The following is a 14,181-nucleotide window of genomic DNA, read 5'->3' on the forward strand; positions in this document are numbered from 1 at the left end:
CATATGTATATACTTGTTCAATAATAAAAAACAGTACGTATTTTAGCGCGGCAAATTAAGGGGGAACCCGATTGGCAGAGTCATTAGTAATTGTAGAGTCGTTAGCAAAAGCAAAAACTATTAGTAAATATTTAGGCAAAAAATTTATTGTGAAGGCTTCAGTAGGACATTTAATTGATTTACCTAAGAGTCAAATTGGTGTGGACATAGAGCACGAATATAAGCCAAAATACATAACAATTCGTGGTAAAGGTAAAATCTTAAAAGAATTACGTGATGCTGGCAAAAAAGTTAAGAATATTTATCTTGCAGCTGACCCCGATCGCGAGGGGGAAGCGATAGCTTGGCATTTAGCTCAGGCTTTAAACATTGATGAATCGAAAAAATGTCGTGTAGTTTTCCATGAGATTACAAAGCAAGCCGTCAAAGATGCATTCAATCAACCACGAACTCTTAACATGGATTTAGTAGATGCGCAACAAGCACGTAGGGTATTAGATAGATTAGTCGGTTATAAAATTAGCCCGTTATTATGGAAGAAAATCAAAAAGGGGCTAAGTGCAGGCCGTGTACAATCCGTTACACTAAACCTAATCATACGTAGAGAGCGTGAAATTAACGCTTTTATCCCAGAAGAATATTGGACAGTTACCGCACTTTTGAAAAAAGGCACCAAGAATTTTGAAGCTAAATTCTATGGTTATGATAATAAGAAATTGGAACTGAATGATCAGAGCCAGGTTCAAGAATTGCTTAAACATATTAAAGGCCATGATTTTGTCATTCAAGAAGTGAAGCTTGGGGAGAAAAAGCGAAACCCTGCAGCACCATTTATTACTTCAACCTTACAACAGGAAGCCGCTCGCAAATTAAATTTCCGTTCCGCACGAACAATGAGAACAGCACAGCAGTTATATGAAGGTGTTGAAATTGGGAAACAAGGGACAATTGGGTTAATCACGTACATGCGTACTGACTCGACTAGAATTTCGGATGTTGCAAGGGATGAATTTAAACAGTATATCATTCAAACCTATGGTGAAGATTATTATCCGAAATCTCCTAGAGTATTTACTAAAAAAGCTGCACAAGATGCCCATGAAGCAATTCGTCCTACATCCGTTGAGTTTCACCCGGAAGCTATTAAACAATATTTATCTAAAGATCAATACAAACTATATAAACTAATTTGGGATCGTTTAGTAGCAAGTCAAATGACAGAGGCTACTTTGGATACGATGTCCGTCTTCATTAGAAGCAATCAAGCAACATTCAAAGCGACAGGTTCAAAAATAAAGTTTCCAGGTTTTATGACTCTTTACACGGAAGGGTCCGATGATGATTCAGAGGATAATGAACGTTTTCTGCCAGAATTAAAAGAGTCGGAAAAAGTGAAACAAGAAAACATAGATCCGCGTCAACACTTTACACAGCCGCCACCACGATATACAGAAGCACGGCTAGTTAAGACTTTAGAGGAACTAGGAATTGGTCGACCAAGCACCTATGCACCAACAATTGAGACAATCCAAAAAAGAGGATATGTAACACAGGAACATAAGAATTTCGTAGCGACAGAATTAGGAACTATAGTCAATGAGGTATTAGAAGAATACTTTAAAGATATTATAGATGAGACATTTACAGCCAGCCTTGAAGAGCAATTAGATGATATTGCTGTGGGCAAAGTAGAATGGGTAAAGGTTATAGATTCATTCTATCAAGATTTTAAGGACCATCTTCATGTAGCAGAACAAGTGATGGAGAAAATTGAAATTCAAGAAGAGGTTTCAGATATTCCATGCGAGAAGTGCGGTAAACTGATGGTCTATAAAATGGGTAGGTTTGGGAAATTTCTGGCTTGTCCTGGTTTTCCTGATTGTCGTAATACAAAAGCTATTATTAAAGATACAGGTGTTTCTTGCCCGAAATGTGATGGCGTAATTGTTGAGCGTAAAGGAAAACGTAGAAAGACTTTCTATGGTTGTTCTCAATACCCTGATTGTGATTTTATACTATGGGAAAAGCCATTACCGAGAGCATGTCCTAAGTGTTCTGGTATTTTAACACAGAAGACAACGGGTAAAGGAAAGAACCAAAAACAAGTGGTTGCTTGTATTAATGAAGAATGTGACTTTACTGAGTCAGTCAATTAGCAAGAATGATGGAGGATGAAATGAAACAAGCAAACGTAGCAATCATTGGTGCTGGTCTGGCAGGAAGTGAAGCGGCATGGCAGATTGCAGAAGCAGGATATAAGGTTGACCTATATGAGATGAGACCTAAGAAATCGACTCCAGCTCACCATACGGAATATTTTGCAGAATTAGTCTGTAGTAACTCTTTACGTGCAAATAGTATCACGAATGCAGTAGGTTTAATGAAAGAAGAAATGCGCTTACTTGGATCGTTAATAATGGATGTAGCCGACCATAATCAAGTACCTGCAGGTGGAGCATTGGCAGTAGACCGAACAGGATTTGCCTCTGAGGTAACAGAACGTATTAAAAACCATGAGAATATTACTGTCCATTATGAAGAAGTCGTTCAACTACCGGAAGCTGAATTTGTCATTATTGCAACGGGACCTTTAACTTCTGATAGTTTCTCACAGACAATTGCAGAAATGACAGGTAAGGACTACTTGTATTTTTATGATGCTGCAGCACCTATCGTTACTAAAGAGACGATTGATTTTGAAAAAGTGTATATTGCTTCTCGATATGATAAAGGAGAGGCGGCATATATTAATTGTCCAATGACAGAAGAGCAATTTGACGCGTTTTATGATTTTCTAATCCACGCTGAAACAGCACCTGTTAAAGAGTTTGAGAAAATGCAAGTCTTTGAAGGCTGTATGCCAGTAGAGGTTATGGCGAGTCGTGGTAAACAGACCTTGCTATTTGGTCCTATGAAACCTGTAGGACTGATAAACCCTCATACAGGGAAAGAACCTTTTGCTGTAATTCAATTACGGCAAGACAATATACAAGGGACTTTGTATAATATCGTTGGTTTTCAAACACATTTAAAATGGAATGAGCAGAAGCGATTATTATCGTTTATTCCAGGTCTAGAGAATGCTGAAATTGTTCGATATGGGGTAATGCATAGAAATACCTACATACATTCACCGACTGTCTTGCGTGCTACCTACCAATGGAGAGAAAACCCAAAGTTATTTTTTGCTGGACAAATAACAGGTGTGGAAGGATATGTAGAGTCTGCGAATGCCGGCTTAGTAACAGGTTACAATGTAAAGCGCATGCTTGAAGGAAAAGACCCTATCGTGTTTCCAATAGAGACATTGACCGGATCATTGGCAAATTATATTTCAACTTATGATGGGAAATCTTTCCAACCGATGAATATCAATTATGGATTGCTACCCCCACTTCCAGGCAAAAAAATAAGAAGTAAAAAAGATCGCTATCAAGTGTATGCAGATCGATCATTAGAAGTAATTCATTCAATGATTGCACGAGCGGACATATAATAGTACTTTGATTGTTTTTTAGCGAAGGCTATGATAACATAATTACATCAGAAAATTCAGAGAATTAATTTGAAATTTATTCTATGGGTTAATAATTTTTAAGAAGTGTTGGTTATAAACACTTCTTTTGTCTTGTTAATCGTAATATTACTGTAGTATAGATATAAATTATTTATTAAATGGTGTGAAATCAATTCAGGAGGTGGCTTTTTTGGAGCAGTCATTTCATGCAACGACAATACTAGCTGTCAATAAAAATGGTTTTTCTGCGATGGCAGGAGATGGCCAGGTTACATTTGGTAATGCTATGGTTATGAAACATGGTGCAAAGAAAGTTCGACGATTATACAAAGGGAAAGTTGTAGCAGGCTTTGCGGGTTCAGTTGCTGATGCATTTACATTATTTGAAAAATTTGAAGCTAAATTGGAAGAATATCATGGGAATATAGAAAGAGCGGCAGTAGAACTGGCAAAAGAATGGCGCATGGACCGTGTTCTTAGAAAGCTAGAAGCGATGCTGATTGTAATGAATAAAGAGAAGCTTCTATTAGTGTCAGGTAATGGAGAGGTTATTGAACCAGATGATGGAATCTTAGCGATCGGTTCAGGTGGCACATATGCATTATCTGCTGCTAGAGCACTGAAAAATCATTCCTCTTTAACGGCTGAACAAATTGTTAAAGAATCTTTATTAATAGCTGCGGATATTTGCGTCTATACGAATAATAACTTGACGATAGAAACGGTAACGGAATAAATTTTATCTGCCGAGGTGAAATATGAGCGAGAAAAACGTTAATTTAACTCCGAAAGAGATTGTAAATCGACTTGATCGATATATTATTGGACAGAAAAATGCTAAGCGTTCTGTAGCAATTGCCCTAAGAAATAGATATCGTCGTAGCCTTCTTGATGAAGATATGCGTGATGATATTATTCCTAAGAATATCTTAATGATAGGTCCGACGGGAGTGGGTAAAACAGAAATTGCTAGAAGACTCGCGAAAATAGTAGGAGCGCCTTTTGTAAAGGTGGAAGCTACTAAATTTACTGAGGTTGGTTACGTGGGTCGTGATGTAGAGTCGATGGTTAGAGATTTAATTGAAACATCGATTCGAATGGTGAAGGAAGAAAAGATGGAAAAAGTGCAAGAACAAGCTGTCGTACAAGCGAATGAACGTTTAGTTCAATTGTTAGTGCCATCACCAAAGAAAAAGCAGATGAAAAACCCTTTTGAAGCGCTAGGTTTATTTGCAGGAAATCAAGAGCAACAAACGACCTCAGACGATGATATGAATCAAAGGGAAATTGATTATCAAAGAACAGGGGTTCGTAAGGAGTTAGAAAGCGGGAACCTAGAAGATAAATTATTAGAAATGGAAGTAGAAGACTCTACACCCAATATGCTTGAACTTCTAGCGGGATCAGGTAATGAGCAAATGGGTATGAATATGCAAGATATGCTCGGGAATTTGATGCCAAAGAAAAAGAAAAAGCGTCGTTTGACAGTGAAGGAAGCTAGGAAAATCTTAACCCAAGAAGAAGCCCAAAAGTTGATTGACATGGATGAAGTTCATGCGATAGCTATCAAACGAGCAGAAGAATTGGGTATTATATTTATAGATGAAATTGATAAAATTGCAAGTAAGGAAAGAGGCCCTGATGTTTCTCGAGAAGGTGTACAGCGAGATATCCTACCTATTGTAGAAGGATCTACTATCATGACGAAATACGGTGCCGTAAAAACTGACTTTGTACTTTTTATCGGTGCTGGAGCATTCCATTTATCAAAACCGTCAGACTTAATACCAGAGTTGCAAGGGCGTTTTCCAATTCGCGTAGAACTCGCTTCTTTGACTAAAGATGATTTTATTCAAATTTTAACAGAACCAAAGAACGCCTTATTAAAACAATACACGGCGCTTTTACAAACGGAAGGAATTAAGGTAGTATTTGAACCAGATGCGATTGATAAAATTGCAGAATTAGCAACAATCGTAAATAATACGACAGAAAACATTGGCGCAAGAAGGCTCCATACTTTATTAGAAAAGGTTTTAGAGGACTTGTCTTTTGAAGCGCCAGATATCACATTAGAGGAAATTAAAATTACTGCTCACTACGTAAATGATAAGCTTCAGGGAATTGTGAAGGATCAAAACATGAGTCAGTATATTTTATAGGGGGCACAAGATGGAGCTTTTAAATAAGACAAGAAAAATTAATAGTTTATTACAAAAATCAGCAGGGCAAGCAGTAAATTTCATGGAGATGGCAGCTGTTTTAAGCGATGTCATTGATGCGAATGTTTATGTAATTAGTCGTACAGGCAAAATTCTTGGTTATGCGATTACGAAGGAATATGAATGTACGATTATGCGGGACGAAGTTTTATTAGATAAGAAGTTCCCTGGAGATTATAATGAAAAGCTATTAAAAGTTACTGAAACCGAAGCGAATGTTCAAGACTTGAGTCCAGAGTGTGTTTTTTCTAAAGATGTAAGTTGCATCTTCGACACTAAGTACACGACTATAGTCCCGATTATTGGTGGAGCAGATCGTTTGGGGACATTGGTATTAGCAAGATTCCAAGGATCATATGAGAGAGATGACATGATTTTAGCTGAATATGGGGCAACGGTTGTTGGCATGGAAATTTTACGTGAAAGAACTATGGAAATAGAAGATGACGCCCGGTCCAAAGCGGTTGTATCTATGGCAATCAATTCATTATCATTTAGTGAACTAGAGGCAGTAGAGCATATTTTTGAAGAATTAAAGGGAACAGAGGGGTTACTAGTAGCTAGTAAAGTTGCTGATCGTGTAGGGATCACTCGCTCTGTAATTGTAAACGCTTTAAGAAAACTGGAAAGTGCTGGGGTTATAGAATCTCGTTCTCTTGGAATGAAGGGAACATATATTAAGGTTTTGAACGAAAAATTAGTGCCAGAAATAGAGAAGATGAGGAATTAAGAGCATATACAAAGTGCCAATCGACCTATGGTCATTGGCATTTTTTTATTCTAATCTTAACATAACTGGATAGATTTGTGATTATTGTTGCTCTTGTTAAACCATCGATTCAGTTATACAATATGTATATACTTTTGATATATACTATTTTAGGGAAAATATATTTAATTTGAAAAAAAATATTCAAAATATTGTTGGAAAGTAAGAAATATGATATATAAATAAAGGGTTTTTAAAATTTATGTCGAAATTTGACTAGATACTTATTATTAAATTGGAAGCACATATTGAATTAGTACTTACTTGGAGGGAATTCTAGTGAACATTTTTAACAATTCCTCTTTTTCTTCTGTAGAAAAAGCTTTAGATGCTGCTCAGTTAAGACAGACTGTGATAGCCAATAATATTGCAAATGCTACGACTCCTGGATTTAAAAAGTCCAGTGTGAAGTTCGAAGAACATCTTCAACAAGCATTATCGAAAAAGGGGATATCGGGCAATCGAACACATGCAAAACATTTGCCGATAGGCGCATCCAGACTCGCTGATGTCAATCCAAGGATTGTGCTTCATAAAGATACTAAGCTTAATAATAACGAAAATAACGTAGATATTGATACAGAAATGACAGAATTAGCAAAGACACAACTTTGGTACAATGCTTTATCTCAAAATATTAGTGGTAAATTTCAAAAGCTTAAAACCGTCATAGGAGGTAAATAATAATGTTTCGTAGCTTAGATATAAGTGGCTCAGCATTAAGTGCACAACGCCTCCGTATGGATTTAATATCGGGTAATATTGCAAATGCCAATACGACTAGAGCAAAGGTAGAAAACGGAGAAGCGATTCCATACTCAAGAAAGCTTGCTGTATTTCAACCCACTCAGAAACAGAGTTTTCAGACATCGTTAAAGAATGCCATGAGTGCACATGCTGGCGGAGGAGTTAAAGTGTCTAGAATTATTGAAGATAAGACACCTTGGAAACTTGTATATGATCCTGAACATCCAGATGCTATTAAAGATGTAAATTCACCGCAATATGGATATGTAAGAATGCCAAACGTAGACATAGCTACTGAGATGGTAGATTTAATATCTGCCACTAGGTCTTATGAAGCCAATGTGACTGCGTTGAACGCATATAAAGCGATGGCAATGAAAGCGTTAGAAATTGGTAGATAAAGGTAGATGGTATATATCTAATAGTTTGGTTCGATGTTGAGAAAGTAAACACAGGAGGAGTAATAGTGATCAATAAAATTGGTATGTTAAATCCTGGGATTAACCCATTGCAAAAAATTACACCAAAAAATATGCAGGAAATTAACGCGACGAATCAAACAAGTTTTGGTGATATGTTAAAGCAAGCAATCGATCAAGTGAATCAACTTGAGAATCACTCAAGCGAAATGGGTAAATTGTTGGCTGCCGGAAAGATAGACAACCTACATGATGTGTTAATAGCAGGTCAGAAAGCAAGTGTAGCTGTAGAATTAACGGTACAAGTGAGAAATAAAGCAGTAGAAGCATATCAAGAGGTAATGAGAATGCAAGTATAACTTTGTCGTAGCTAGCAGGGTGAGGTGAACTAATGAACGAAAAAGTAAAAGTTTCCATGGACAAAGGAATCGGCTACTGGCAAGGTTTAGAGAAAAATCAAAAAATTAAAATAGCGGCTAGCGCTGCTTTTATTTTAGCTGCATTTGTCTTTCTTTCAGTTTGGGCGATGACACCTGAATATACTAGTATTGTGACGAATGTTTCTGATACTGAGGCAGGCGAAATCATCAAAGAATTAGAAAACCTAGGTGTTCCATATAAATTAGAGGGCAGTTCTATACTCGTTCCACAATCTAGAGCAATCAAGGCACGTTATGATTTAGCCGCAAGTGGCTATCCGAAAAGCGGCTCTATTGATTATGGGATTTTCACTGATACTGGTTTTGGTATGACCAAGGACCAGTTTTCAATCTTGAAAAAAAGTGCTCTAGAAGGAGAACTTGAGAAGACAGTTAAGAAAATTGTAGTAGTAGAAGATGCTCGAGTGCATCTGAATATTCCAGAACCATCAGTTTGGGTACGTGGTGAAACTGAAGAAGCATCAGCTGCTGTATATTTGAACCTTAAAACGGGTGTATCATTAGATGACAACCAAATAGCGGGCATAGAGCAGCTTGTAGTTATGAGCGTACCTGGAGTCGCTCGCGAAAATGTTATATTAATTGATCAAAACGGAAGACGATTACTATCTAGTAATTCCGGCAATGGACAATCTATCTCTGATGTTTATAGTAGTCATATCGATATAAAGAGTAAAATAGAGGGACAGATTCAGAAAAGTTTAAGAAACTCATTAGAATCAGTCATGGGCGTCGGAAATGTCGTTGTGGATGCTGTAGCAAAGATTAATTTTGACCAATTAAGTAAAGAAGAAAGTCTTGTTTCTCCTGTAGTAGGTGATCAAGGAATCATAATAAGTAAACAAGAAGAAAACGAAAGTTCAACTACAGGTTCGCAAGAAGGCGGGGTTCCTGGAACCACTGGTAACGATCCTGCGACATATGAAGCTGGCGATGGGCAAACAGGCACTTATGAACGTAACTTTTTAATTGAAAATAGAGAAGTAAACCGCACTCATATTGTTACTAAAGCACAACCATTCCGTGTAGAAGATTTATCTATATCTATTATTCTAAACGATCGTGAAGGTCAAGAAATTTCTGATGCTCTCATTCAAAACATTAACACAATGGCTAAAAATGTTGTTTTAGCAACAGCTACTGAGAATTTAAATCCAGACGATGTTAAGATTTCAGTATTGGCTTATAAATTTGATACTTCTTTAGCAGATCAGCTAGCTGCTCAAGGAATGTCTCCATTAGAAATGTTATATGTAGCGGGCGCTATTGTTGGTGCTTTGGTTGTAGCAGGTGGAGCATTCACATATTGGAGAAGAAAGAAGAAGGAAGAAGACGTGCAGGAATTAGTACCTCAAGCCATTGAAGAAAACTACGACATTGAGTTAAATGATGAAGGACAGCAAGTGAAGAAACAATTAGAAAAACTAGCGTTGTCAAAACCAGAGGACTTTACAAAACTACTTCGCACATGGCTGATGGAAGATTAGGAGTTGATTATATATGGCACGTGGCGGTGGCTTAACGGGAAAACAAAAGGCTGCAATTCTTATGGTTTCCTTAGGGCCAGAAGTTTCAGCTCAAATATTTAAACATCTAAGAGAAGATGAAATAGAACAATTAACTCTTGAAATTGCGAACTTACGCAAAGTAGAGTCAGAGGATAAAGAAACAATTTTAAATGAGTTTCATCAAATTTGTGTCGCGCAGGAATATATTGCTCAAGGCGGTATTGAATACGCTAAGGATATTCTACAAAGGGCATTGGGGCAAAATAAGGCAGTGGAAGTCATTAATAAGCTAACGGCTTCCCTACAGGTAAGACCGTTTGACTTTGCTCGAAGAGCTGATCCTACACAAATTCTTAACTTTATCCAAAATGAGCACCCACAAACAATATCATTGATTCTCTCATATTTAGAATCGAAACAATCGGCTGCAATCCTTTCTGCATTACCGCATGATAAACAAGCAGATATTGCGAAGAGAATTGCTACGATGGATCGCACTTCACCAGATATCATCTCTGAGGTTGAACGAGTGCTAGAGACAAAACTTTCATCGACAGTGACAGCCGATTACACTTCTGCTGGTGGAATTGAAGCTGTTGTAGATATCTTAAATGGTGTTGATAGAGGTACTGAACGAACTATTCTTGATGCGTTAGAGATTCAAGATCCAGAACTTGCAGAAGAAATTAAGAAGAGAATGTTCGTATTCGAAGATATTGTTACTCTTGATGATCGTTCTATTCAACGTGTTATTCGTGAAGTTGAGAATGCAGACCTAATCTTAGCGCTAAAAGTTGCTAGTGAAGAGGTACGAGATGCATTGTTCAGAAATATGTCTAAACGTATGGCTGATAATTTTAAAGAAGAAATGGAATTTATGGGACCTGTACGTTTGAGAGATGTTGAAGAATCTCAAACGCGCATAGTTGCCATTATTAGAAAGCTTGAAGAAGAAGGAGAAATAATCATCGCCCGTGGTGGAGGAGATGAGATAATTGTCTAGTAAGCTTTTCAAAGCTGGTACATTGAAAACTATCAGCGAAGCTCGCGTAATTGAGGCAAAGCCGCTTCCGGTATTTGAGGATTTTAACGAGGAAGACACACAAGAAGATGAGTTAAGCGCTATAGAAATTCCTAAAGAAATCCAAGACCTTGTTGACAAAGCAAATCAACAAGCAAAACATATAATTGACTCAGCGAAACAAGAAGCTTTATTAATTGTAGATGATGCTGAATTGCAAAAGCAATCGTTATTACAGCAAATACAGGAAGAATCGAATCGATTATTTGCTGAAGCAAAGGGTGTTGGACAAAGGGAAGGTTTCGAGGAAGGTTATCAAAATGGATTAGAAAGTGCTACAGTTGAGTATCAGTCTCGCATGGAACAAGTGAATTATTTGCTACAACAAGCAGTACATCAACAACGTGCAGAACTTCTAGAAGCACAATCCATAATTATTGACTTGGCATTTACAATTGCCAAGAAAATAGTATTCCAAAACCCAGAACTTTTAAAAGAACAAATTGTTACAAGTGTAGCTCGTACATTATCTAAGGTTCGCGATAATGATAAAGTTGAAATTATAGTGAATCCTGAAGATTTTGATATAGTTCAAAATGCTCTACCATCTTTGAAAAGTGTCTTATCTGGAAAATCGGATATTGTACTGCAAGTGGAGCCCGAAGTTGAAATGGGTAGCTGCATGATTCATACAGAACTGGGTACTGTCGATGCTAAGCTCTCAACTCAATTTGATGAAATTAAAAAAGCACTACAAAGTTTAGAACTAGGAAGTGATAGTATTGCTGAAGCTTAATCACAAGCTTATCCATGAAAAGGCAATGCATGCTATAACAAGAGTAGATCCAATTCGTCTAAATGGGAAGGTAACACAAGTAATAGGTTTAACCATTGAAGCGAAAGGACCGAATGCTTCTTTAGGAGAACTTTGTATTATTGAATCAAACAATAGTGTGCAACGAATTTATGCAGAAGTAGTAGGATTTAAAGATGATAAGGTACTTCTAATGCCGTTGGGAGAATTAGGTGCTATTGGACCTGGTTGTCAAGTAATTGCAACTGGTAAACCATTCGAAGTACAAGTTGGTTATGAACTTTTAGGTAGAGTTCTAGATGGCCTAGGGAACCCTATAGATGGTCTACAGTTCTATAACAATCTGGATCGGTACAGTATCAACAATACGCCTCCAAATCCGCTCCATCGACCAAAGATTCGAGAGGCTATGTCTGTCGGTGTACGAGTCCTTGACGGCTTAAATACAATCGGTAAAGGACAAAGAATTGGACTTTTTGCAGGTAGTGGTGTAGGTAAAAGCACATTACTTGGGATGATTGCTAGAAATACTGAGGCAGATATTAATGTCATCGCTCTTATTGGTGAGCGTGGTAGAGAAGTAAGGGAATTTATTGACAAGGATTTAGGCCCAGAAGGACTAAAACGTTCCGTATTAGTTGTCGCAACATCAGACCAACCTGCTTTAGTTCGCATGAAGGGCGCAATGTTAGCAACTGCGATTGCTGAATATTTTAGAGATCAAGGTCTTCAAGTTATGCTCATGATGGACTCTTTAACTAGATATGCAATGGCTGGACGAGAAGTAGGGCTCGCGATTGGCGAACCACCAGCAGCAAGGGGATATACGCCTTCGGTATTTGCTACATTACCAAGATTGCTGGAGCGAGCTGGGACGTCGGCTAAAGGAAGTATTACTGCGTTTTATACGGTTTTGGTAGATGCTGATGACATGAATGAACCAATAGCAGATGCAGTTCGAGGAATTCTTGATGGGCATATCGTACTATCGAGAAAGCTCGCTCATAAAAATCATTTTCCTGCTATAGATGTGTTACAAAGTGTAAGTCGTGTTATGAATGATATTGCTACTCCAGAACATTTACAAGCATCCAGTAGACTAAAAGAGCTATTGGCAATTTATAGAGAGTCTGAAGATTTAATCTCCATTGGTGCTTACAAAAAAGGCAGTAATCGCAAGTTAGACACTGCTATTTACTATAAAGACCGTATTGATGATTATTGTAAGCAACAAATTCATGAAGTGACTAATTTTGAACAGTCTGTATCCAATCTCACTGAGTTATTGGAGAAGGTATAATGAAACCATTTCAATATCAATATCAGAAAATATTAGATCTTAAATCTAAAGAGGTTGATTATGCAAAGGCAGAATACGCGAAATCATTAAAAGAGCTAGAAAATGCTGAACTGCTTTTGCAGAAATATAAAGCTGAAGAAGAAACGATTCAAAGAGAGCTGGCGAGTAACACAAGTTCTTCAACCCATAAAATATGTAATTACTATCAATACTTTATGAAGCTTAAGAACATGAAAGAAAATCAAACCTTACAAGTGCAAGAAAAAGAAAAACTAATGAGTACAAAACAGAAGGAATTAACGTTAGCGTTTAAAGAAGAAAAAAAATGGATGAAGTTAAAAGAGCTACAAGAATCGGAGTATAACGCAGAACAAACGAAAAATGAGCAAAATACTTTAGATGAAATCAGTATTCAAAGATTTCTTATGAAAAAAAAATTATAACTGCCGATATAATATAGAAGAATGTATATAAAACGAAACATAGCAATAATAGGTGGTGAGTAAATGGCGGAAAACACAGAAGTTAGAAGTTACAGTAAACTAGAATGGCTATTTTATATCATCATTCTGCCTATGCTATTTACTGCTGTATTATCAGGTGTTTTTATGTCGTTTTTAGGATACGATGTCGGTGGTACAATTAGAGATACATTTTCTTCTGTTCCAGTAATTCGAGATATATTACCAGAAGTTCCTGAAACAGAACTACCATTAGATGAAAAAGTTGTGAAATTAGAGACTGAAATCAAAGACTTAGAAGATAGTATAAGTCAAAAAGACGTATTGATTGAAGAGTTAAATGCTTCTATTGAACAAAGAAATTTAACAATTACAGATTTAGAGCAAAAAATGCAAGAGATTAACAATCTTCTTGATGATAAAATGGCAGATCGTAAGTCATGGGAAGATAAGATTGCGGAACTTTCAAAAATGTATTCTAGTATGCCTCCAAATCGTGCCGCGCCGATTATTTCGGCTTTGCCCGAAATGGAAGCTATTCAAATATTAAATGCTATGACAAGTGGTGATCGTGCGAAAGTCATGGAGAAAATGACACCTGCTAAAGCTGCTTCAATCACATCACTTTTGGCAACTAGACCTGACTCAGATTATGAGGAAGTAGCTGTATTATTAGCGAAAATTGACCAATTGAATTTACAGCTAGAAGATAAACAGAAGCGTGAAGATAGAGCAAAAGAATTAGCTAGATTATACTCTACAATTTCTGAAGATAGATCGGCAGAGATACTATCATTAATGACTAACGGAGAAGCTGTTGATATATTAAAGCAGATGACGCTGGCGAAAAGAAGTGCTTTGTTAGAGAAGATGCCTTCTAATCGTGCGGCACAGCTTACTCAACTACTGCTTAATTAAAAAATCAGTTTAGATATGAAATTCGAAAGAATTCATATACATGAT

14 protein-coding genes are annotated in these 14,181 nt (G+C 37.0%); all 14 read left to right on the forward strand.

Annotated features, from left to right (window positions below; all coding sequences use genetic code 11):
• Window positions 1-71 precede the first annotated feature (71 nt).
• Window positions 72-2,156 (forward strand): type I DNA topoisomerase, encoded by a 2,085-nt coding sequence (topA, locus tag BHU72_RS06950; RefSeq protein ID WP_069701893.1) that lies wholly within the window; start codon window positions 72-74, stop codon window positions 2,154-2,156.
• Between the two features lie 20 nt (window positions 2,157-2,176).
• The gene (trmFO, locus tag BHU72_RS06955) at window positions 2,177-3,496 is read left to right on the forward strand and encodes a methylenetetrahydrofolate--tRNA-(uracil(54)-C(5))-methyltransferase (FADH(2)-oxidizing) TrmFO (protein ID WP_069701894.1); all 1,320 of its coding nucleotides are present in this window, start codon (window positions 2,177-2,179) and stop codon (window positions 3,494-3,496) included.
• Window positions 3,497-3,707: 211 nt separating this feature from the next.
• A complete protein-coding gene (gene hslV / locus BHU72_RS06960) occupies window positions 3,708-4,253 on the forward strand; it encodes an ATP-dependent protease subunit HslV (RefSeq protein ID WP_069701895.1) in 546 nt (181 codons plus the stop codon).
• A gap of 22 nt (window positions 4,254-4,275) precedes the next feature.
• Complete coding sequence (gene hslU / locus BHU72_RS06965) at window positions 4,276-5,679, forward strand: ATP-dependent protease ATPase subunit HslU (RefSeq protein ID WP_069701896.1); 1,404 nt, start codon at window positions 4,276-4,278, stop codon at window positions 5,677-5,679.
• Between the two features lie 10 nt (window positions 5,680-5,689).
• A complete protein-coding gene (gene codY / locus BHU72_RS06970) occupies window positions 5,690-6,469 on the forward strand; it encodes a GTP-sensing pleiotropic transcriptional regulator CodY (RefSeq protein WP_069701897.1) in 780 nt (259 codons plus the stop codon).
• Window positions 6,470-6,787: 318 nt separating this feature from the next.
• Window positions 6,788-7,192 (forward strand): flagellar basal body rod protein FlgB, encoded by a 405-nt coding sequence (flgB, locus tag BHU72_RS06975; RefSeq protein ID WP_069701898.1) that lies wholly within the window; start codon window positions 6,788-6,790, stop codon window positions 7,190-7,192.
• A 2-nt stretch (window positions 7,193-7,194) separates the two neighbouring features.
• Window positions 7,195-7,656, forward strand: a complete 462-nt coding sequence (gene flgC, locus BHU72_RS06980; protein ID WP_069701899.1) for a flagellar basal body rod protein FlgC — start codon at window positions 7,195-7,197, stop codon at window positions 7,654-7,656.
• A gap of 65 nt (window positions 7,657-7,721) precedes the next feature.
• A complete protein-coding gene (gene fliE, locus BHU72_RS06985; RefSeq protein ID WP_245671868.1) occupies window positions 7,722-8,033 on the forward strand; it encodes a flagellar hook-basal body complex protein FliE in 312 nt (103 codons plus the stop codon).
• A gap of 32 nt (window positions 8,034-8,065) precedes the next feature.
• Complete coding sequence (gene fliF, locus BHU72_RS06990) at window positions 8,066-9,601, forward strand: flagellar basal-body MS-ring/collar protein FliF (RefSeq protein WP_069701901.1); 1,536 nt, start codon at window positions 8,066-8,068, stop codon at window positions 9,599-9,601.
• A gap of 13 nt (window positions 9,602-9,614) precedes the next feature.
• Window positions 9,615-10,625, forward strand: a complete 1,011-nt coding sequence (fliG, locus tag BHU72_RS06995; RefSeq protein WP_069701902.1) for a flagellar motor switch protein FliG — start codon at window positions 9,615-9,617, stop codon at window positions 10,623-10,625.
• Window positions 10,618-11,439, forward strand: a complete 822-nt coding sequence (locus BHU72_RS07000; RefSeq protein ID WP_069701903.1) for a FliH/SctL family protein — start codon at window positions 10,618-10,620, stop codon at window positions 11,437-11,439. The genes fliG and BHU72_RS07000 overlap by 8 nt, the downstream gene beginning before the upstream one ends.
• 25 nt (window positions 11,440-11,464) lie before the next feature.
• Window positions 11,465-12,757, forward strand: coding sequence for a flagellar protein export ATPase FliI (gene fliI, locus BHU72_RS07005; RefSeq protein WP_069702042.1), 1,293 nt, complete (start codon window positions 11,465-11,467; stop codon window positions 12,755-12,757).
• Window positions 12,757-13,200: a flagellar export protein FliJ gene (gene fliJ / locus BHU72_RS07010; protein WP_069701904.1), complete on the forward strand. Its 444-nt coding sequence runs from the start codon at window positions 12,757-12,759 to the stop codon at window positions 13,198-13,200. Before fliI ends, fliJ begins: the two co-directional genes overlap by 1 nt.
• A 63-nt stretch (window positions 13,201-13,263) precedes the next feature.
• The gene (locus BHU72_RS07015; protein WP_069701905.1) at window positions 13,264-14,136 is read left to right on the forward strand and encodes a magnesium transporter MgtE N-terminal domain-containing protein; all 873 of its coding nucleotides are present in this window, start codon (window positions 13,264-13,266) and stop codon (window positions 14,134-14,136) included.
• The last annotated feature ends 45 nt before the right edge of the window (window positions 14,137-14,181 follow it).

It is taken from the genome of Desulfuribacillus stibiiarsenatis (assembly GCF_001742305.1).
GTDB classification, from domain to species: domain Bacteria; phylum Bacillota; class Bacilli; order Desulfuribacillales; family Desulfuribacillaceae; genus Desulfuribacillus_A; species Desulfuribacillus_A stibiiarsenatis.

Coding starts and splice junctions, on each gene's coding strand:
- trmFO (WP_069701894.1), top strand. CDS start 2,177: ATGAAACAAGCAAACGTAGCAATCATTGGTGCTGGTCTGGCAGGAAGT.
- hslU (WP_069701896.1), top strand. CDS start 4,276: ATGAGCGAGAAAAACGTTAATTTAACTCCGAAAGAGATTGTAAATCGA.
- codY (WP_069701897.1), top strand. CDS start 5,690: ATGGAGCTTTTAAATAAGACAAGAAAAATTAATAGTTTATTACAAAAA.
- flgC (WP_069701899.1), top strand. CDS start 7,195: ATGTTTCGTAGCTTAGATATAAGTGGCTCAGCATTAAGTGCACAACGC.
- fliF (WP_069701901.1), top strand. CDS start 8,066: ATGAACGAAAAAGTAAAAGTTTCCATGGACAAAGGAATCGGCTACTGG.
- fliG (WP_069701902.1), top strand. CDS start 9,615: ATGGCACGTGGCGGTGGCTTAACGGGAAAACAAAAGGCTGCAATTCTT.
- fliI (WP_069702042.1), top strand. CDS start 11,465: ATGCATGCTATAACAAGAGTAGATCCAATTCGTCTAAATGGGAAGGTA.
- fliJ (WP_069701904.1), top strand. CDS start 12,757: ATGAAACCATTTCAATATCAATATCAGAAAATATTAGATCTTAAATCT.
- BHU72_RS07015 (WP_069701905.1), top strand. CDS start 13,264: ATGGCGGAAAACACAGAAGTTAGAAGTTACAGTAAACTAGAATGGCTA.